The 18,077-nt window shown below is 69.4% G+C and carries 15 protein-coding genes and 1 riboswitch; of the genes, 9 read left to right on the top strand and 6 right to left on the bottom strand.

The genetic code is table 11. The annotated features are described in order from the left end of the window. The 4 genes from G6N64_RS12660 (at nucleotide 1) to G6N64_RS12645 (ending at nucleotide 4,292) form a co-directional block, all read left to right on the top strand. A complete protein-coding gene (locus G6N64_RS12660; RefSeq protein WP_163797377.1) occupies nucleotides 1–513 on the top strand; it encodes an Lrp/AsnC family transcriptional regulator in 513 nt (170 codons plus the stop codon). Beyond that, nucleotides 510–1,898, top strand: coding sequence for an aspartate aminotransferase family protein (locus G6N64_RS12655; RefSeq protein WP_163797376.1), 1,389 nt, complete (start codon nucleotides 510–512; stop codon nucleotides 1,896–1,898). Before G6N64_RS12660 ends, G6N64_RS12655 begins: the two co-directional genes overlap by 4 nt. Beyond that, nucleotides 1,899–2,888: an SMP-30/gluconolactonase/LRE family protein gene (locus G6N64_RS12650; RefSeq protein ID WP_174266803.1), complete on the top strand. Its 990-nt coding sequence runs from the start codon at nucleotides 1,899–1,901 to the stop codon at nucleotides 2,886–2,888. A gap of 198 nt (nucleotides 2,889–3,086) precedes the next feature. Beyond that, a complete protein-coding gene (locus G6N64_RS12645; RefSeq protein ID WP_163797375.1) occupies nucleotides 3,087–4,292 on the top strand; it encodes a D-alanyl-D-alanine carboxypeptidase family protein in 1,206 nt (401 codons plus the stop codon). Nucleotides 4,293–4,300: 8 nt separating this feature from the next. Here G6N64_RS12645 and yhjD read toward each other — a convergent pair whose 3' ends face one another. Both yhjD and trpS read right to left on the bottom strand, forming a co-directional pair. Beyond that, nucleotides 4,301–5,329 carry an inner membrane protein YhjD gene (yhjD, locus tag G6N64_RS12640; RefSeq protein ID WP_163797374.1) on the bottom strand — a complete coding sequence of 343 codons (1,029 nt, stop codon included), beginning with the start codon at nucleotides 5,327–5,329 and terminating at the stop codon, nucleotides 4,301–4,303. A 36-nt stretch (nucleotides 5,330–5,365) separates the two neighbouring features. Beyond that, the gene (gene trpS, locus G6N64_RS12635; RefSeq protein ID WP_163797373.1) at nucleotides 5,366–6,376 is read right to left on the bottom strand and encodes a tryptophan--tRNA ligase; all 1,011 of its coding nucleotides are present in this window, start codon (nucleotides 6,374–6,376) and stop codon (nucleotides 5,366–5,368) included. 88 nt (nucleotides 6,377–6,464) lie between these two features. Between trpS and G6N64_RS12630 the strand changes: the two genes are divergently transcribed. Next, nucleotides 6,465–7,502 (top strand): lipase family alpha/beta hydrolase, encoded by a 1,038-nt coding sequence (locus G6N64_RS12630; protein ID WP_174266802.1) that lies wholly within the window; start codon nucleotides 6,465–6,467, stop codon nucleotides 7,500–7,502. A 17-nt stretch (nucleotides 7,503–7,519) separates the two neighbouring features. Here G6N64_RS12630 and G6N64_RS12625 read toward each other — a convergent pair whose 3' ends face one another. Then, nucleotides 7,520–8,320, bottom strand: coding sequence for an exodeoxyribonuclease III (locus tag G6N64_RS12625; protein WP_163797372.1), 801 nt, complete (start codon nucleotides 8,318–8,320; stop codon nucleotides 7,520–7,522). Nucleotides 8,321–9,149: 829 nt separating this feature from the next. Between G6N64_RS12625 and G6N64_RS12615 the strand changes: the two genes are divergently transcribed. After that, on the top strand, nucleotides 9,150–9,989 hold the full coding sequence (locus tag G6N64_RS12615) for an epoxide hydrolase EphH (protein WP_163797371.1): 840 nt from the start codon (nucleotides 9,150–9,152) through the stop codon (nucleotides 9,987–9,989). A 3-nt stretch (nucleotides 9,990–9,992) separates the two neighbouring features. Here G6N64_RS12615 and G6N64_RS12610 read toward each other — a convergent pair whose 3' ends face one another. Continuing rightward, nucleotides 9,993–12,230 (bottom strand): NADP-dependent isocitrate dehydrogenase, encoded by a 2,238-nt coding sequence (locus G6N64_RS12610; RefSeq protein ID WP_163797370.1) that lies wholly within the window; start codon nucleotides 12,228–12,230, stop codon nucleotides 9,993–9,995. Between the two features lie 201 nt (nucleotides 12,231–12,431). Next, nucleotides 12,432–12,552, top strand: a riboswitch (SAM riboswitch). Nucleotides 12,553–12,679: 127 nt separating this feature from the next. Between G6N64_RS12610 and G6N64_RS12605 the strand changes: the two genes are divergently transcribed. Genes G6N64_RS12605 through G6N64_RS12595 form a run of 3 tightly spaced genes read left to right on the top strand, consistent with a single transcriptional unit; the run spans nucleotide 12,680 to nucleotide 15,902 of the window. Beyond that, the gene (locus G6N64_RS12605) at nucleotides 12,680–14,017 is read left to right on the top strand and encodes a bifunctional o-acetylhomoserine/o-acetylserine sulfhydrylase (protein ID WP_163797369.1); all 1,338 of its coding nucleotides are present in this window, start codon (nucleotides 12,680–12,682) and stop codon (nucleotides 14,015–14,017) included. Further along, entirely contained in the window at nucleotides 14,014–15,165 is a 1,152-nt protein-coding gene (gene metX, locus G6N64_RS12600) for a homoserine O-acetyltransferase MetX (protein ID WP_174266801.1), read from the top strand. The genes G6N64_RS12605 and metX overlap by 4 nt, the downstream gene beginning before the upstream one ends. Next, nucleotides 15,162–15,902, top strand: a complete 741-nt coding sequence (locus tag G6N64_RS12595; RefSeq protein WP_246231128.1) for a class I SAM-dependent methyltransferase — start codon at nucleotides 15,162–15,164, stop codon at nucleotides 15,900–15,902. The genes metX and G6N64_RS12595 overlap by 4 nt, the downstream gene beginning before the upstream one ends. Here G6N64_RS12595 and G6N64_RS12590 read toward each other — a convergent pair. Together G6N64_RS12590 and G6N64_RS12585 are read right to left on the bottom strand one after the other, a co-directional pair. Beyond that, nucleotides 15,871–17,406 (bottom strand): FAD-dependent monooxygenase, encoded by a 1,536-nt coding sequence (locus G6N64_RS12590; RefSeq protein WP_163797368.1) that lies wholly within the window; start codon nucleotides 17,404–17,406, stop codon nucleotides 15,871–15,873. The genes G6N64_RS12595 and G6N64_RS12590 overlap by 32 nt on opposite strands. Then, nucleotides 17,403–18,029, bottom strand: coding sequence for a TetR family transcriptional regulator (locus tag G6N64_RS12585; protein WP_163797367.1), 627 nt, complete (start codon nucleotides 18,027–18,029; stop codon nucleotides 17,403–17,405). The genes G6N64_RS12590 and G6N64_RS12585 overlap by 4 nt, the downstream gene beginning before the upstream one ends. Nucleotides 18,030–18,077 lie beyond the last annotated feature (48 nt).

The following is an 18,077-nucleotide window of genomic DNA, read 5'->3' as shown; positions in this document are numbered from 1 at the left end:
ATGGTCACGCCCGACGCCCAGGCCGGAACGCCTGCCGTCTCGCTGCGAATTCGCCCCGGGGCGGCCTACCAGCTCGACGAGTTGTCCAAGGCCATCATCGAGAAGCTGCAGCAGGACGGCCGCCGCTCGTACGCGGGCATAGGCAAGGCCGTCGGGCTGTCGGAGGCAGCCGTACGGCAGCGCGTGCAGCGCATGGTCGACGCCGGCGTGATGCAGATCGTCGCCGTCACCGACCCCATGCAGCTCGGCTTCGCCCGCCAGGCGATGATCGGCATCCGCTGTACCGGCGACACCACGAAGGTCGCCGAGAAACTGGCCGCCCTCGAGTCCGTCGACTACGTGGTGCTCACCGCAGGCTCGTTCGACGCCATCGTGGAAGTCGTCTGCGAGGACGACGGCGACCTGCTCGACCTCCTCAACACCAAGATCCGCGCCGTGCCGGGAGTGATATCCACCGAAACACTGGTCTATCTCAAACTCGTTAAACAGCAATACAATTGGGGCACTAGATGACGATCATTTCCGAAACCGACACCGCCACGTCCAGCGAGCTGGGCGCCAAGGCCAACCGCCACCTGTGGGGCCACTTCGCCCGCCACGGCGAGGGCATCACCCCGACGATCATCACCCGGGGCGAGGGCGTCAACATCTGGGACAGCGAGGGCAACAAGTACATCGACGGCCTGTCCGGGCTGTTCGTGGTGCAGGCCGGACATGGCCGCGCCGAACTGGCCGAGGCCGCGGCCAAGCAGGCCGAGTCGCTGGCCTTCTTCCCGCTGTGGTCCTTCGCCACTCCCCCGGCCATCGAGCTGGCCGAGCGGCTCGCCGGATACACCCCGGGCGACCTGAACCGCGTCTTCTTCACCACCGGTGGCGGCGAGGCCGTCGAGAGTGCGTGGAAGCTGGCCAAGCAGTACTTCAAGCTGACCGGCAAGCCAGGCAAGTACAAGGTGATGTCGCGGTCGATCGCCTACCACGGCACACCGCAGGGCGCGCTGGCCATCACCGGCATCCCGACGTTCAAGGCGCCGTTCGACCCGCCGACCCCCGGCGGCTTCCGCGTCCCGAACACGAACTTCTACCGCGCTCCCGAGATGTTCAGCCAGGACCCGAAGGCGTTCGGCCGGTACTGCGCCGACCGGATCGCCGAGGCGATCGAATTCGAGGGACCCGACACCGTCGCCGCGGTGTTCCTGGAGCCGGTGCAGAACGCGGGCGGCTGCTTCCCGCCGCCGCCGGGATACTTCGAGCGGGTCCGCGAGATCTGCGACGAGTACGACGTGCTGCTGGTCTCCGACGAGGTCATCTGCGCCTACGGCCGCATCGGATCCATGTTCGCGTGCAACGACTTCGGCTACACGCCCGACATCATCACGTGCGCCAAGGGATTGACGTCCGGCTACTCGCCCATCGGCGCGATGATCGCCAGCGACCGGCTGTTCGAGCCGTTCAACGACGGCCAGACGGTGTTCGGGCACGGCTACACCTTCGGCGGACACCCCGTGTCGTCGGCCGTGGCGCTGGCCAACCTCGACATCTTCGAGCGCGAGGGCCTCAACGACCGCGTCAAGGAGAACGCCCCGGCGTTCCGGTCGACGCTGGAGAAGCTGCTCGAGCTGCCCATCGTCGGCGACGTGCGCGGCGAGGGGTACTTCTACGGAATCGAACTCGTCAAGGACAAGGCCACCAAGGAGACCTTCGACGACGACGAGTGCGAGCGGCTGCTGCGCGGCTTCCTGACGCCGGCCCTGTTCGAGGCGGGGCTGTACTGCCGCGCCGACGACCGCGGCGACCCAGTGGTCCAGCTCGCGCCGCCGCTGATCTGCGGGCAGCGCGAATTCGACGCGATCTACGACATCCTGAGCGACGTCCTCGGCCGCGCCAGCGAGATGATGTAGTTGGCGTCGAAGCCACGCATCCACCCGGTCCGCTGGCAGCCGCCACCGGTCGATCCGCTTCCCGCGCAACCCGAACGGCCGGTCACGGTCGTCCCGATGCCCGGGGACGGGCCGGAGGACGTCGTCGTCGACGCCGAGGGACGGCTGTGGACGGGACTCGTCGACGGGCGCATCGTGCGGGCCTCGCCCGACGGGACGAACCCCGTTGTCGTCGCCGACACCGGTGGCCGGCCGCTGGGCCTGCACGTCACGCGTGACGGCCGGGTGCTGGTGTGCGACAGCCACCGGGGTCTGCTGGCGCTCGACCCGGCGAGCGGCCGGCTCGAGGCATTGGTCGCGGAGGTGGACGGTCGGCCACTTCGGTTCTGCAGCAACGTGACCGAGACCGCCGACGGCACCATCTACTTCACCGAGTCCACCAGTGACTTCCACTTCGAGCACTTCCTCGGGGCGATCCTCGAGGCGCGGAGTACCGGCAGCCTGTTCCGGCTCACCACCGACGGCACGGTCACCACCGTCCTCGACGGGCTGTACTTCGCGAACGGCCTGACGGTCACGGCGGACGAGTCGGCGTTGGTGTTCGCCGAGACGATGGGTCGCAGGCTGTCGAAGTACTGGCTGAGCGGTGACCGCGCCGGCACCGTCACCCCGCTGGCGGTGCACCTGCCCGCGATGCCGGACAACATCTCGACCGGGTCCGACGGGCGGATCTGGACGGCGTTCGTCACGCCGGTCAACCCGTCGGCCGAGGGACTGATGCCGCGGGCGCCGTGGATCCGGCAGATCATCTGGCGACTACCCAAGCGACTGCAACCCAAGGTCGTCCCCGAGGTGTGGGTCGTGGGCTTCGACGCCGACACCGGCGCCGTGGTCGGCGGCGTCCGGACGACGCGGCCGGACTTCGGCGGTGTCACCGGCGTCGTCGAGTCGGCGGGCCGCCTGTGGATGTCGACCATCGAGTTCCCCGCGCTGGCCTACGTCGAGCTGTAGCTCGCCCGACCCCTTCACGCGGCGCTACCCCGACCCCGTCGTACGTGCGAGTACGGCGGGAATTCGCCGAATTTCTCGCCATGTTCGCACGTTGGGCACAGCGGACCCGAGCGGACCGCCCCATCCAACACATTGGTCCCACCCGTCACAGCGTGCCTCCCGGAGATCGGCCGCTCGATCTCTTAATCTGCTCAGACGATGGGTACCAACGGATCGATGTCGCGCCGCCTGCTCAGCCTGGCCGCGGCCCTGACGTTCGTCGCCGCGCCCGCGTTCGTCGGCGCACCCCTCGCGGGCGCCGACCCCGATCCCTGCCCCTACCGCGTGGTGACGCCACCCGCCGTCGACGACTCGGAGGTCCCGACCGCGGGTCCCCCACCCGAACCGCTCCCGGTGCCCGCGGCCCCGCTCGGCGGTGACGCGATGTCCGGCTGCGGGATCATCACCGCGCCCGGCACGCCACCGGTGCCCGAGGACGTCTCGGCGGAGGCTTGGCTGGTCGCCGACCTCGACAGCGGCGACGTCATCGCCGCCCGCGACCCGCACGGCCGGCACCGGCCCGCCAGCATCATCAAGGTGCTCGTCGCCATGCAGTCGATCAAGGACCTGCCGATCAACAAGCAGGTGGTGGGCACCCCCGACGACGCCGCCGCCGAGGGCACCAAGATCGGCGTCAAGGACGGCAGCGTGTACACCGTCAACGACCTGCTGCACGGTCTGCTCATGCACTCGGGCAACGACGCGGCGCACGCCCTCGCCGGACAGCTGGGCGGCATGGACAGCGCGCTGGCCAAGATCAACGACCTGGCCGGCAAGCTCGGTGGCCGCGACACCCGTGCGGCAACCCCGTCGGGACTCGATGGTCCGGGCATGAGCACGTCGGCCTACGACATCGGCCTGTTCTACCGGTATGCCTGGCAGAACGCCATCTTCAGCGACATCGTCGCCACCAAGACGTACGAGTTACCGGAGTACGAACTCGAGAACGACAACAAGCTGCTCACCAATTATCCCGGCGCGCTCGGCGGCAAGACCGGCTACACGGACGACGCCGGGCAGACGTTCGTCGGCGCCGCCGACCGCGACGGCCGCAGGCTCGTGGCGGTGCTGCTGCGCGGAACCCGGCAGCCGATCGCCCCGTGGGAACAGGCCGCGCGTCTGCTCGACTACGGCTTCTCGACGCCGCCGGGCACCAAGATCGGCTCGCTCATCGACCCCGATCCCTCACTGACCGCGAAGAACCCCGCGCCGCTGTCGGCGCTCGACGCCGCCCAGGACCTGGCGTCGGCGCTCCCCCCGGAGGACGCCACCCCCGTCCGCGTCGGCGTGGGCGTCGTCGGCTCGCTGATCGTGTTCGCGCTCATCATGTCCGCGCGGTCGCTGAATCGGCGGAAGATCTCCTAGCGCATTCCTCAGCGCCGCTTGAACAGTCGGGAGAGCCCAAGCGCGCCGAGCGCACCCGCCGCCGCGGCGGTGACGGCCGCGGCCGGAGCGAGGCCCTCGCGGACCTGCACCCTGGTGGTGATCTGAGCGCCCACCTCCGGCGGTTCGACCGGTGCGGCGGCGAGGTTCTCCGACGACGTGGCCGCCCACGCCGTCGAGAACAGGATCAGCCGCGCGGTGACGTAGGCGAACACCATCAGACCGAGCACCGGCCCGAACGTCGCGCCCGCCGGACCGTTCGTCACCGACGACAGATACACCGACGCCACCTGCTTGAAGATCTCGAACGCGACGGCCGCCAGCAGACCGGCCCGGATCGAGCTGCGGAAGCTCACCGACTCCCGCGGCAACCGGGCGATGATCCACGTGAACAGCAGCCACGAGACGCACAGCGACAGCAGCAGCGATCCGACGAACAGCGCGACCCCCGCCCCCGGCACGTCCTGCAGTCCGAGCAGCGCCTGAATGCGGCGCAGCAGACCCGAATTGCTCACCGCCGTCAGCGCGATGGTCACGACGAGCGCCACGAACGTCGACACCAGCGCCAGCAGATCCGACAGCTTGGTCGCGACGAAGTTGCCCGGTTCACGCCGCTGCAGCCACATCTCCGACAGCGCCTCGCGCAGGTTCGCCATCCAGCCCAGCCCCGCCCACGCCGCCGTGGCGAGTCCGATCACGCCGACCGAGGTGCGGGACTTGATCGCCGAGTCCATCAGTTCGACGAGCTGGTTGCCGAGGTCGCCCGACACGGCGCCGCGGATCTTGTCCTCCGCCTGGGCCAGCAGGCTCGCGTCGTTCGCCAGGACGAAGCCGGCCGCCGCGAACGACACCATCGCCAACGGGAAGATCGCGAACACCGTGAAGTACGTGATGCCGGCCGCGAAGAAGTCGCCCTTGCAGTCCTGGTAGCGACCCTGTGCGCGCAGTGTGCGGTCGAGCCACCCGAAACGCGCTCGCAAGCGGTCCAGCACGCCGGGTTCGGCCGTGTCGTCGGTCATCCCGGTCTCCTTGACGTCTGAGGAGGCGTTCGCGGACTATCGGCGGCGCTGCAGGAACCCTAACCGGTCGTAGACCCGTTGGAGCGTCGTCGCCGTCACCTCGTTTGCCCGGTCGGCGCCCGCGGCGAGGACGGCCTCGAGTTCGGCCGGGTCGGCGAGCATCTCGTCGACGCGGGTCTTGATCGGCGAGACGTAGTCGACGACGGCCTCCGCGGTGTCGGCCTTGAGGTCGCCGTAGCCGCGGCCGGCGTACCCGTCGACCAAGGTCTGGACGTCGGTCCCGGAGACGGCGGACTGGATGGTCAGCAGGTTGGACACGCCGGGCTTGGCCACCGGGTCGAACCGGATCTCGCGCTCGCTGTCGGTGACCGCCGAACGGATCTTCTTCGCCGTCTTCTTCGGGTCGTCGAGCAGGCTGATCAGACCGGCGTCGGTCGCGGCGGACTTGCTCATCTTGGCGGTCGGGTCCTGCAGGTCGTAGATCTTGGCGGTCGCCTTCTGGATCATCGGCTCGGGTACGACGAAGGTGTCCGGGAAGCGGGCGTTGAACCGCTGCGCGACGTCACGGGCGAGTTCGAGGTGCTGACGCTGGTCCTCGCCGACCGGCACCTGGTTGGTGTCGTAGAGCAGGACGTCGGCGGCCATCAGCACCGGGTAGGTGAAGAGCCCGACCGTGGTGGCGTCGGCGCCTTCCTTCTGCGACTTGTCCTTGAACTGCGTCATCCGCGACGCCTGGCCGAAACCGGTGAAACAGCCGAGTACCCAGGCCAATTCGGCGTGTGCGGGAACGTGGCTCTGCACTAGGATCGTCGAGCGGGCGGGATCGATGCCGAGCGCGAGGTACTGCGCGGCGGTCACCAGCGTGCGCCGGCGCAGCGTCGCGGGGTCCTGCGCGACGGTGATGGCGTGCAGGTCGACGACGCAGAAGTAGGTGTCGTAGTCGTCCTGCAGGCCCACCCACTGCTTGACGGCGCCGAGCGCGTTGCCGAGGTGCAGCGAATCGGAGGTGGGCTGGACGCCGGAGAAGACGACGGGCTGAGTGCTCATGATGGGGCGATTCTTCCACCCGCCAGGCGATGCGCCACGACACGGGCTGCCACGGAGCTAGCATCGCCGGACAACCGAGAGGCGCGCGATGCGGAAGATCCTGGCAGGCTTGTCCATTGCGCTCCTCGGCGTCACCGTGAGCGCGGCCCCTCCCGCGGGTTCGGCACCGGCGGATCGCGCGCACGCCGTCGTGATCGTGTCCGGCGGCGCCGCCACCAGCCCGTTCACCACGCCCGACGCCGGCTGCGCGTCGGGGCTGGCGGCCGGGAACACCGACACCGCGATCCGCCGCCACCTCGTCGACCAGGGCCACGAGGTCTACACCTCGCCGGCCATGGCGGGCCGAGGCCGAGTGACGGATCAGACCGGGTTCGGCCCCTTCGGGGACTGTCCGATCACGCTGCCGGAGATCATGACCGTCGACTCCACCGGCAGCATCGACACCGCCGGTGAGCACCTCGCCCGCTTCCTGAACTACCTGGACACCGAGCGGGGCGTCGATCAGATCGACCTCGTCGCGCACTCCATGGGCGGCTTGTACTCGCGGGCAGCCATCAAGGTGCTGCAGTCGACCGGCGCTCCGATGCGCATCCGGTCGCTGACGACGCTCGGCACGCCGTGGCAGGGCTCGTTCCTCTCGGACTATGCGGGCGACACGATCGGCCTCGACGCCTGTCTCGGCGACCAGTTCTGCGAGCAGTCGATGGAGGGCTTCCGCGACGAAGTGGTGCGCCGGGTGTCCGGTTCGGGCCGCGAGGTCAGCCGGGCCTACCTGATGGGACCGCAGGGCTGGAACGCAGCGCAGGCCGGGGTGCTGGACGGGATACCCGTCGTCCTGGTCGGCGGTGACGCCTTCGCACGGCCCGGCCCGGTCGACCCGGCCGTGTGGCCCAACGACGGCATCGTCGCACTGCGCAGCGCGCTTGCGATGGACGTCGACGACGCGGTGCTACCGCATCGTCGCTGCGCCACGGTCGACGACGCGCACAGCATCTACGTCGCCAGCCTCAAGGCGATGCCCGAGACGAGCGCGCTCACGTGGGACCCACGCGTGTTCGCGCTCGTCGACGAGGCGCTGGCGACCGCTCCGGAGGCACTCGGCACGCCGAATCGCGTGGGTTGTTGAGTTCGGAGGCTGCGGGCTCAGCCGTATTCGACGGTCACCGGGGCGTGGTCCGACCAGCGCAGGGCGTAGGCCTCGGCGCGCTCGACCCGGGCGGACACCACGCGGTCGGCCAGTGCCCGGTTGGCCAGCTGATAGTCGATGCGCCAGCCGGCGTCGTTGTCGAACGCCTTCCCGCGCCACGACCACCAGCTGTAGGGGCCGGGCACCTCCGGGTGCAGCACGCGCACGACGTCGACCCACCCGGTCGCGAGGAGGTCGGTGAGCCACTGCCGCTCGCTGGGGAGGAAGCCCGCCTTCTTCTGGTTGGCCTTCCAGGCCTTGATGTCGAGTTCGGTGTGTCCGATGTTCCAGTCGCCGCAGACGACCGCGTCGCGTCCGTCGTGCCGTAGCTCGGCCATCCGTTCCGCGACTGAGGACATGAACCGTTCCTTCTCGAGTTGGCGCTCGGTTCCGGCCTCGCCCGTCGGGAAGTAGACGCTCGCGACGGTGAGGCCGCCGGTGTCGACCTCCAGGTAGCGTCCGTGCGAGGCGAACTCGTCGTCGCCGGGTCCGATCCGCGTGCGGGTGATCGGGTGCCGACTGAGGACGGCGACACCGTTGCGCCCCTTGAGGTGCGGGTCCGCCGAGGCGAGGTGCCAGCCGTCGGCGAGCGCGGGCGCGAGCGCCTCGGCGAGCTGTTCGTCGTCGGCTCGCGTCTCCTGCAGACAGACGACGTCGGCGCAGGTCGTCGTCAGCCACGGGTGCAGGCCCAGGTTGTCCGCGGACCGTTCCTTGACCGCGGCGCGGATCCCGTTGACGTTGATGGTGCTCACGATCATCGAATTCATCTCGCGCGGCAGCTTAGTGAGCGTTAGTCGACGGCACCGAAGCGGCGGTGCAGCGACTGCTTGGACTCCCCGAGCAGCTCGCCGATCTCGCCCCAGGAGAAACCCGCGGCGCGAGCGCCCCGGATCGCGTCCACGTACCGCAGCGCCGCCCCCGGCGATCGTCGCGCGCGGCGGCGAGTTCGAGCTTGGCCGCACCGGTGAACAGCTCGGTCACCACGGGATCGGGCCCATCATTGGCGTGTTCGCGAGTCGGTTCCCGCTCCAGTTCTTCGAGGGCTGCACGGGTGGCGGCCTGAATGGTCGGGTCGTTCCTCCACCACGGCTCGTCTGTCATAGGCCCTCCCTCGCGCTGCGTCGACGATCGATTGCGATTGCGATTGCGATTGCGATTGCGATTGCGGGGATCATCTCGCGCGCGTCCGACACGTTCGCGGCACCGCACACCCTCCCAAGGCACCACTGCGGCCGCAACCGTCAACGAATGATGACGGCCCCGGGAAACACACCACCTTCCCGCGCCACCGCACACCCCTCCCAAGGCACCACCGCGGCCGCACCCGTCAACGAATGATGACGGCCCCGGGAAACACACCACCTTCCCGCGGGACCGCACGCCCGTCTCGAGGCACCACCGCGGCCGCAACCGTCAACGAATGATGACGGCCCCGGGAAACACACCGCCTTCCCGCGGCACCGCACACCCCTCCCAAGGCACCACCGCGGCCGCAACCGTCAACGAATGATGACGGCCCCGGGACGCACGTCCTCCAGGCGCGAGTCCGCCTTGCGGTACCGGCGGTATCACCTTTAGTGTCGCGGCATGCCAGAACGCGAACCCATCCACGTCGGCGAGGGTGAGCCGATCGTGATGCTCCACCCGTTCCTCTGCTCGCAGAACGTGTGGCGCACGGTCGCCGACCAGCTCGCCGACACCGGTCGCTTCGAGGCGTTCGCCCCGACCATGCCCGGCCACAACGGTGGCCGGCGTTCCGGGAACTGGCTCCTGGACACCGCAGCGCTCGTCGACGACGTCGAACGTCGCATGGACGACTTGGGCTGGGACACTGCGCACGTCGTCGGCAACTCACTGGGCGGCTGGGTGGCCTTCGAACTGGAGCGCCGTGGCCGCGCCCGCACGCTGACCGCCATTGCGCCCGCCGGCGGATGGGGCCAGCACTCGCTGACCAAGTACGAAACCGTGCTGAAGTTCCTGCTCGGTGGACCCGCCCTGGCGGCGGCGAGGTTGATCGGCCCGCGGATCCTGGACTTCCCCGGCGGCCGACGCATCGCCACCCTCGCCGTCAGCGGACCGGCCGACGGACCCAGCCACCCCGACCTCGTCGCCCTCGTCGACGACGCGACGCACTGCACGGCGTACTTCCAGCTGTTGGTGAAGACCCTGCGTCTGCCCGGCCTGCTGGAGCTGGCCGACGTCGCAGCACCCACCCAGCTGGTGCTCTGCGAGAAGGACCGGGTCTTCCCCACCCCCCGCGGCAACAGGTACCTCGTCGACAACCTTCCGCGCAACACCCGGGTCACCCGCCTCGAGGGCCTCGGACACATCCCGATGCTCGAGGCACCGGGACGCGTCACCGAGCTGATCGCGGATTTCATCGACGCCAACACCGAGCCGCAGCGGCAGGCACCGCCCGCCGGCTGACCGCTACGAGCGGGCCGACTCCAACGCCTCGTTGAAGGTCTTGCTCGGCCGCATGACCTCGGCGACCTTCTCGGGATCCGGGTAGTAGTAGCCGCCGATCTCGGCGTGCTTGCCCTGGACGGCGTTCATTTCGGAGACGATCGTCTCCTCGTTCTCGGCCAGCGTCTTGGCCAGCGGCGCGAAGTGCTCCGCGAGGCCCGTGTCGTCGGTCTGCGCGGCGAGTTCCTGCGCCCAGTACATCGCGAGGTAGAACTGGCTGCCCCGGTTGTCGAGTTCGCCGGTCTTGCGCGACGGATTCTTGTTCTCGTTCAACAACTTTCCGGTCGCGGCGTCGAGAGTGCGGGCCAGGATCTTGGACCGCTCGTCACCGGTCTTGTTGCCCAGGTCCTCGAGGCTGACCGCCAGCGCCAGGAACTCGCCGAGCGAGTCCCACCGCAGGTGGTTCTCCTCGACCAGTTGGCTGACGTGCTTCGGCGCCGAGCCACCCGCGCCGGTCTCGTACAGTCCACCACCGGCCATCAGCGGCACGATCGACAGCATCTTCGCGCTGGTGCCCAGCTCCAGGATCGGGAACAGGTCGGTCAGGTAGTCACGCAGGATGTTGCCGGTCGCGGCGATCGTGTCCTGGCCTCGGCTGGCACGCTCGATCGTGTGGCGCATGGCGCGCACCTGCGACATGACCTCGATGTCGAGGCCCTCGGTGTCGTGGTCGGGCAGGTACTTCGCGACCTTCTTGCGGATCTCGTTCTCGTGCGGCCGCTCCGAGTCCAGCCAGAACACCACCGGCATGCCGGAGTCGCGGGCCCGGTTGACGGCGAGCTTCACCCAGTCGCGGATCGGTGCGTCCTTGACGATCGGCATGCGCCAGATGTCGCCGGTCTCGACGTTCTGGCTGAGCAGCACCTCGTCGGTGTCGTTGTCGACGATGTTCGCGACGCCGTCCTGCGGGATCTCGAACGTCTTGTCGTGGCTGCCGTACTCCTCGGCCTTCTGCGCCATCAGACCGACGTTCGGCACGGTGCCCATGGTCGTCGGGTCGAACTGGCCGTTGGTCTTGCAGAAGTTGATGATCTCCTGGTAGATCCGCGAGAACGTGGACTCCGGGTTGACGGCCTTGGTGTCCTTGGTGCGGCCGTCGGCGCCGTACATCTTCCCTCCGAGGCGGATCATCGCCGGCATCGAGGCGTCGACGATCACGTCACTGGGCGAGTGGAAGTTCGAGATGCCCTTCGCCGAGTCCACCATCGCCAGCTCGGGACGGTGCTCGTGGCAGGCGTGCAGGTCGCGGACGATCTCCTCGTGCTGCGACGCGGGCAGCGACTCGATCTTGTCGTAGAGGTCGGACAGGCCGTTGTTGACGTTGACGCCCAGCTCGTCGAACAGCTTCTGGTGCTTGGCGAACGCGTCCTTGTAGAAGACCTTCACCGCGTGGCCGAAGACGATGGGGTGGCTGACCTTCATCATCGTCGCCTTGACGTGCAGCGAGAACATGACGCCGGTCTTGTAGGCGTCCTCCATCTGCTCCTCGTAGAAGTCGCAGAGGGCCTTCTTGCTCATGAACATGCTGTCGATGACGTCGCCCTCGTCGAGCTTCACCTCGGGCTTGAGCACGATGGTCTCGCCACCGGTGGTGACCAGCTCCATGCGCACCGAGTGCGCCTTGTCCAGCGTCATCGACTTCTCACCGTGGTAGAAGTCACCGTGCCGCATGGTCGCCACGTGGGTGCGCGACGCCTGCGACCAGGCCCCCATGCTGTGCGGATGCTTGCGCGCGTACTCCTTGACCGCCTTGGGTGCCCGGCGGTCCGAGTTGCCCTCGCGCAGAACTGGATTCACGGCGCTGCCCAGACAGGTTGCGTAGCGGGCCTTGATCTCGCGCTCTTCGTCGGTCTTCGGCTCGCCCGGGTAGTCCGGCAGCGCGTAACCCTTGGACTTCAGTTCCTTGATGGCGGCCAGCAGCTGCGGCACCGAGGCGCTGATGTTCGGCAGCTTGATGATGTTGGTGTCGGGGTCCTGGGTCAGCTTGCCCAGCTCGGCCAGGTTGTTGGGGACGCGCTGATCCTCGGGTAGGAGGTCGCTGAACTCGGCGAGGATGCGGGCCGCCACCGAGATGTCGGAACTCTTGACCTCGATGCCCGCCGCGTCGGCGAACGCTCGGATCACCGGTAGGAAGGCGTACGTCGCGAGCAGCGGCGCCTCGTCGGTCAGCGTGTAGATGATCGTTGGCTGCTCGGCACTCATGTGAGGCACTCTCCCGGCGTCGTGGTCGGATGTTTCTGCGCAGCCCCGCATCGGCTTCGACCCGCGGCCACCTGTATCGCGTCGGTTACGAACCTACGCGTCCGACGCCCGTGGGGCGACGGCTCCCCCGCGTTCGTTACCCCGCACGTCGGCCGACAACCCGGTGGCACCCATACGCGGTGGTGAGTTAGGCTTCGTATCGGTCATGAGTGCCAGCGTCAAGCCCCGGCTCGCTGGCCGGCAACCCTCCAACCGCGGTGGGGTGCCCCGGGTGATTGACCAGGTTGAGTAGCTGATTCTGGCTGCACGGCAAGCGCGGGTCCGCACCACGGGCCCCGAGAGACAGGGACACCCGGAGGCTCATCATGTGTCGTCGTTCGTGAATCCCACGGGCGCGGTACCTGCCGTGCCTCCGGCATCCGACTTCCCCACCCCGTAGGAGCACCACCATGACCGCACCCGAAGACGACCCCACCGCACTCTGGGCGTTCGAGACCAAGCAGGTCCACGCGGGTCAGACCCCCGACGTCGCGACCAACGCCCGCGCCCTCCCGATCTACCAGACCACGTCGTACGTGTTCGACGACGTCGCGCACGCCGCGGCGCTGTTCGGTCTGCAGGAGCCGGGCAACATCTACACCCGCATCGGCAACCCGACCCAGGACGCCGTCGAGCAGCGCATCGCCGCCCTCGAGGGCGGCGTCGCCGCGCTCCTCCTGTCGTCGGGGCAGGCCGCCGAGACCTTCGCGATCCTCAACCTCGCCTCGGTCGGCGATCACATCGTGTCCAGCCCGCGCCTCTACGGCGGCACGTACAACCTGTTCCACTACTCGCTGCCCAAGCTCGGCATCGAGGTCAGCTTCGTCGAGGACCCCGACGACCTCGAGTCGTGGCGCGCGGCCGTCCGGCCCAACACGAAGGCGTTCTTCGCCGAGACCATCTCCAACCCGCAGATCGACGTGCTGAACATCCCGGGTGTCGCCGGCGTGGCCCACGACAGCGGCGTCCCGCTCATCGTCGACAACACGATCCCGACGCCCTACCTGATCCGGCCCATCGAACACGGCGCCGACATCGTCGTGCACTCGGCCACCAAGTACCTCGGCGGTCACGGCACGGCGATCGCAGGCGTCATCGTCGACAGCGGCAACTTCGACTGGACCCGGGGCCGCCATCCGGGTTTCACCACCCCCGATCCGAGTTATCACGGTGTCGTGTTCAGCGAACTCGGCCCGCCCGCATACGCGATCAAGGCGCGCGTGCAACTGCTGCGCGACCTCGGCTCGTCGGCCGCGCCGTTCAACGCGTTCCTCGTCTCGCAGGGCCTGGAGACGTTGAGCCTGCGCATGGAGCGGCACGTCCAGAACGCCCAGCAGGTCGCCGAGTTCCTCGAGGGCCGCGACGAGGTGACGTCGGTGAACTACGCCGGGCTGCCCAGCTCGCCCTGGTACGAGGTGGGCCGGGAGCTGGCGCCCAGGGGCACCGGCGCCGTGCTGGCCTTCGAGCTGACCGGTGGCGCCGAGGCCGGCAAGGCCTTCGTCAACGCGCTGAGCCTGCACAGCCACGTCGCCAACATCGGTGACGTGCGCTCCCTGGTGATCCACCCCGCCTCGACCACGCACGCCCAGCTGAGTCCCGAGGAGCAGCTCGCCACCGGCGTCACGCCCGGCCTGGTGCGGCTGGCCGTCGGCATCGAGGGCATCGCCGACATCCTCGCCGACCTGGAGCAGGGCTTCGCCGCAGCGCGGGTGTTCGCCGGCTCCTCGCACACGGTGGCGTCGGTGTGACGCTCGCCGAACGCACCTCGTACTCCGTGCCCGCCACCGCCGAACTGCCCCCTGAGGGCGAGGTCGGCGTGGTCGACGTCGGCACGCTGACGCTGGAGAGCGGGGTCGTCCTCGACGACGTCTCGATCGCCGTCCAGCGGTGGGGCGAGTTGTCCCCGACGCGGGACAACGTCGTCGTCGTCCTGCACGCCCTCACCGGCGACTCGCACATCACCGGCCCCGCGGGCCCCGACCATCCGACCCCCGGCTGGTGGGACGGCGTCGCCGGCCCCGGCGCGCCGATCGACACCGACCGCTGGTGCGCGATCGCGACCAACGTACTCGGCGGATGCCGAGGCTCGACGGGCCCGAGTTCCGTTGCGGCCGACGGACGCCCGTGGGGGTCGCGCTTCCCCGCCATCACGGTGCGCGACCAGGTCGACGCGGACCTGGCGGCCCTCGCGGCGCTCGGCATCACCCGCGTCGCGGCCGTCGTGGGCGGATCGATGGGTGGCGCCCGCGCGCTGGAGTGGATCGTCGGCCATCCCGACACCGTCCGCGCCGCACTGATCCTGGCGGTGGGCGCACGGGCGACCGCCGATCAGATCGGTACGCAGAGCACCCAGGTGTCGGCGATCAAGGCCGACCCGAACTGGCAGAACGGCGACTACCACGGCACGGGACGGGCACCGAACGCCGGCATCGAGATCGCCCGGCGATTCGCCCACCTGACCTACCGGGGCGAACAGGAGCTGGACGACCGGTTCGGCAACGACGCCCAGGACGGCGAATCTGTTACCGGCGGTGGGCGATACGCCGTGCAGAGCTACCTCGAACACCAGGGCGGCAAGCTCGCGGCGCGATTCGATGCGGGCACCTACGTCACGCTCACCGATGCGCTGAGCAGTCACGACGTCGGACGGGGCCGCGGCGGAGTGCGGCCCGCGCTCGCCGGATGCGACGTCCCGGTCGTCGTCGGCGGCATCACGTCGGACCGGCTGTATCCGCTGCGGCTGCAGCAGGAACTCGCCGACCTGCTCCCGGGGTGCACCGAACTCAACGTGGTGGAGTCGGAGTACGGGCACGACGGCTTCCTCGTGGAGACCGACGTCGTCGGCGCCCTGATCCGGCGGACCCTGGAGCTGGCGTCCGAGAAGGCCCCGCGTTGACCGCAGATCACGTGTCGCGACAGGAGAAGTCGCTGTCGTTCGGTTCGGCCGCGTCGGCCTACGAACGCGGCAGGCCCTCGTATCCGCCGGACGCCATCGACTGGCTGCTGCCGACGGGCGCCCGCAGCGTGCTCGACCTCGGTGCGGGCACCGGCAAGCTGACTGCGCGCCTGGTGGAGCGCGGCCTCGACGTGACCGCCGTCGACCCGATCCCCGAGATGCTCGAGGTGCTGAAGGGTTCACTGCCGGGCACCCCCGCGCTGCTCGGTACGGCCGAGGACATCCCGCTGCCGGACGACAGCGTCGACTCGGTGCTGGTGGCTCAGGCCTGGCACTGGTTCGATCCGGGCCGCGCCATCAGCGAGGTGGCGCGCGTGCTGCGACCGGGCGGACGGCTGGGCCTGGTGTGGAACAACCGCGACGAACGCCTCGGCTGGGTCAAGGATCTGGGCCGCATCATCGGTCACGAGGTCGACCCGTTCACGCAGACGGTGACGTTGCCCGAGCCGTTCGCCGACCTCGAGCGACGCCAGGTCGAGTGGACGAGTTACGTGACGCCGCAGGCGCTCATCGACCTCGTCGCGTCACGCAGCTACTGCATCACTTCGCCGGACGAGGTGCGCACCCGCACGCTGGAGCGGGTGCGGGATCTGCTCGCGACGCATCCGGCACTGGTGAACACGTCGGGACTCGCGCTGCCGTACGTCACGGTGTGCGTGCGGGCGACGCTGAGCTGAGTTCGCGCCCGCACCACCGGCTCGACGCCTCCTCCAGCCCGCGGCGAGCGGCGTCGTCCATCTCGTCGGCCGCCCACGCCACGTATCCGTCCGGCCTAATCAGCATGCCCGCCAACCCGTTCGGCCGGAGCCGGCCCCGCACCACGTCGACGTCGGTCGCGGGTCCGCCGAAATCGCCGGTGCGGTCGAGCAGCACCGGCCGGCCGGCGTGCAGCAGGTCGAGCACCCGGCGGCCGTCGTCGAGGGCGAGGTCGGGGACCAGGTATCCCGTCAACGGGTGGTCTGCTCCGCCCATGTCGTAGCGGACGTCGGCACCCGCGAGCAGGCCGGCCATGTGCTCCCGCACCTCGGACTCGCCGAGTAGCTCGCCGAACAACGTTCGCAGGGAGGCGACTTCGGGCCCCGGCGACATGAGCGCCAGCTGCGCGCGGGAGTGCATCATCACCCGCTCGCCGACCGGGAAGCGTTCGGACTCGTAGGTGTCGAGCAGGTCCGCGGGCATCCTGCCGTCGGCGACCGCGGCCAGTTTCCAGCCGAGGTTGAACACGTCCTGCATGCCGAGGTTGAGTCCGGGCCCACCCATCGCGGAGTGCACGTGCGCGGCGTCGCCGACGAGCAGGACGCGTCCGGCCCGGTACCTCTCGGCCTGGCGGGTGTTCTGCCCGGCGATGCGGCGAAGCACGTGCGGGCCCGGGTAGTCGGGCGCGGTGATCGGGACGTCCACGCCGAGTACCCGCCGCAGGCTGTGCCGGAGTTCGTCGATGGTGAGGTCGTCGGCGAAGTGGCCCACGACGTCGACGAACTCGATGGTGCCCAGCATGGTGCGGCCGGGTTGCCTGGCGAACAGGATGACGCCGCCGTCGTCGAATCGGTTGTGGCCGAACGGTATGCGCCCGAATCCCGGTACGTCGATGCTGCCGTCCGAGCCCAGCACGCCGTCGGGCAGTCCCACGTTGGCGATCCGCGCGATCATCGGAGTCGTGCTCCCGGGGAACCCGATGCCCGCCGCCTTGCGCACCGGACTGCGGCCACCGTCGGCACCGACGAGCCAGTCGGCGTCGAGTCGGTACTCGCGGTCCCCCGCCGCCACCCGCGTCGTGACGCCGTCGGTACCCGGTGTCATGTCGAGGAGTTCGTGCCCCCACCGGACGTCGACGCCGAGGTCGGCGGCGCGGTGCGCGAGCAGCCGCGTCACGTCCGGTTGCGAGATCATCAGCGCGTGCATCGGATTGCTCGCCAGCCCGGTGAAGTCGAGGGTCATCCCGGCGAAGATCCATCCGGCGGCCGGCTCCGGCGGAGTGGGTGCGCCGCTGAACGCCGGGTACAGGCCGCGCATGTCCAGCTGGCGGATCACCTGCCCGACGAGGCCGTTGGCCTTGGGTTCGTCGCTGGGCCCGGGCGCACGCTCCAGCACGACGGGACGGACCCCGGCGAGTGCGAGTTCGCAGGCGAGCAGCAGGCCGTTGGGTCCGGCTCCGGAGATGACGACGGATGCGTCGGTCATGGCGCGGTCCTTCCGTGGTGGGGTTCGGGCAGTCCCGCGCCGACGGTGGCCAGCGCGTCGCGCAGGATCGTCGAATAGGGAATGGGCGGTTCGGACTTCGCGTAGGCCTCCATCGCGACGTCGCCGACCGCCCGGAGGACGGCGGCGACCAGCCGGGGGTAGACGTCGTGCTCGGCGTCGGTGCCGGTCCGCTCGGCGATGGCGTCGACCCAGTCGTCGAAGTGGTGCTGCGGGATCGCGTTGCGGACTTCGGGGGTCAGCAGGAGCGTGCGGATCTCGGCGAGTTCGGCGCGATCGGCGAAGGCCTCGGGATGGTCGGGCGTGCCCAGATCCTCCTCGATGGTCCCGACCAGCGCCTCGGTGATCGACGTCCACAGGGGCTCGTCGACGGGGCGGGCGCGGAACGCCGCGATGCCACGCTGCATGCGCTCGGTGATCCGGTAGGTCAGGGCCTCGTACTTGCCGGCGAAGTAGTTGTTGAAGGTGCGCAGCGACACGCCCGCCAGGCTCGCGATCGCCTCCCGGGTGACGCCGTCGAAGCCGTGCTCGAAGGCCAGCTCGAGCGCGGCGTCACTCAGCGCACGGCGGGTGTCGGCCTTCTTGCGTTCGCGGAGTCCGGACATGCCGCCACCGTACGCCTGATCTTGCACACCATGCAAAATTGCCCGTCG

The organism is Mycolicibacterium sediminis (genome assembly GCF_010731735.1).
Taxonomy (GTDB): Bacteria; Actinomycetota; Actinomycetes; order Mycobacteriales; family Mycobacteriaceae; genus Mycobacterium; species Mycobacterium sediminis.
Note: the sequence above shows the minus strand (reverse complement) of the source record. Positions and strands in the feature narration are given on the sequence as shown.

What these genes read in the sequence shown, in the direction of transcription:
- G6N64_RS12660 (WP_163797377.1), top strand. Translation starts at nt 1, where the DNA reads ATGGTCACGCCCGACGCCCAGGCCGGAACGCCTGCCGTCTCGCTGCGA.
- G6N64_RS12590 (WP_163797368.1), bottom strand. Translation starts at nt 17,406, where the DNA reads ATGACCGACGCATCCGTCGTCATCTCCGGAGCCGGACCCAACGGCCTG.
- G6N64_RS12585 (WP_163797367.1), bottom strand. Translation starts at nt 18,029, where the DNA reads ATGTCCGGACTCCGCGAACGCAAGAAGGCCGACACCCGCCGTGCGCTG.
- G6N64_RS12605 (WP_163797369.1), top strand. Translation starts at nt 12,680, where the DNA reads ATGACCGCACCCGAAGACGACCCCACCGCACTCTGGGCGTTCGAGACC.
- G6N64_RS12655 (WP_163797376.1), top strand. Translation starts at nt 510, where the DNA reads ATGACGATCATTTCCGAAACCGACACCGCCACGTCCAGCGAGCTGGGC.
- G6N64_RS12610 (WP_163797370.1), bottom strand. Translation starts at nt 12,230, where the DNA reads ATGAGTGCCGAGCAGCCAACGATCATCTACACGCTGACCGACGAGGCG.
- G6N64_RS12645 (WP_163797375.1), top strand. Translation starts at nt 3,087, where the DNA reads ATGGGTACCAACGGATCGATGTCGCGCCGCCTGCTCAGCCTGGCCGCG.
- G6N64_RS12625 (WP_163797372.1), bottom strand. Translation starts at nt 8,320, where the DNA reads ATGATCGTGAGCACCATCAACGTCAACGGGATCCGCGCCGCGGTCAAG.
- G6N64_RS12630 (WP_174266802.1), top strand. Translation starts at nt 6,465, where the DNA reads ATGCGGAAGATCCTGGCAGGCTTGTCCATTGCGCTCCTCGGCGTCACC.
- yhjD (WP_163797374.1), bottom strand. Translation starts at nt 5,329, where the DNA reads ATGACCGACGACACGGCCGAACCCGGCGTGCTGGACCGCTTGCGAGCG.
- G6N64_RS12615 (WP_163797371.1), top strand. Translation starts at nt 9,150, where the DNA reads ATGCCAGAACGCGAACCCATCCACGTCGGCGAGGGTGAGCCGATCGTG.
- trpS (WP_163797373.1), bottom strand. Translation starts at nt 6,376, where the DNA reads ATGAGCACTCAGCCCGTCGTCTTCTCCGGCGTCCAGCCCACCTCCGAT.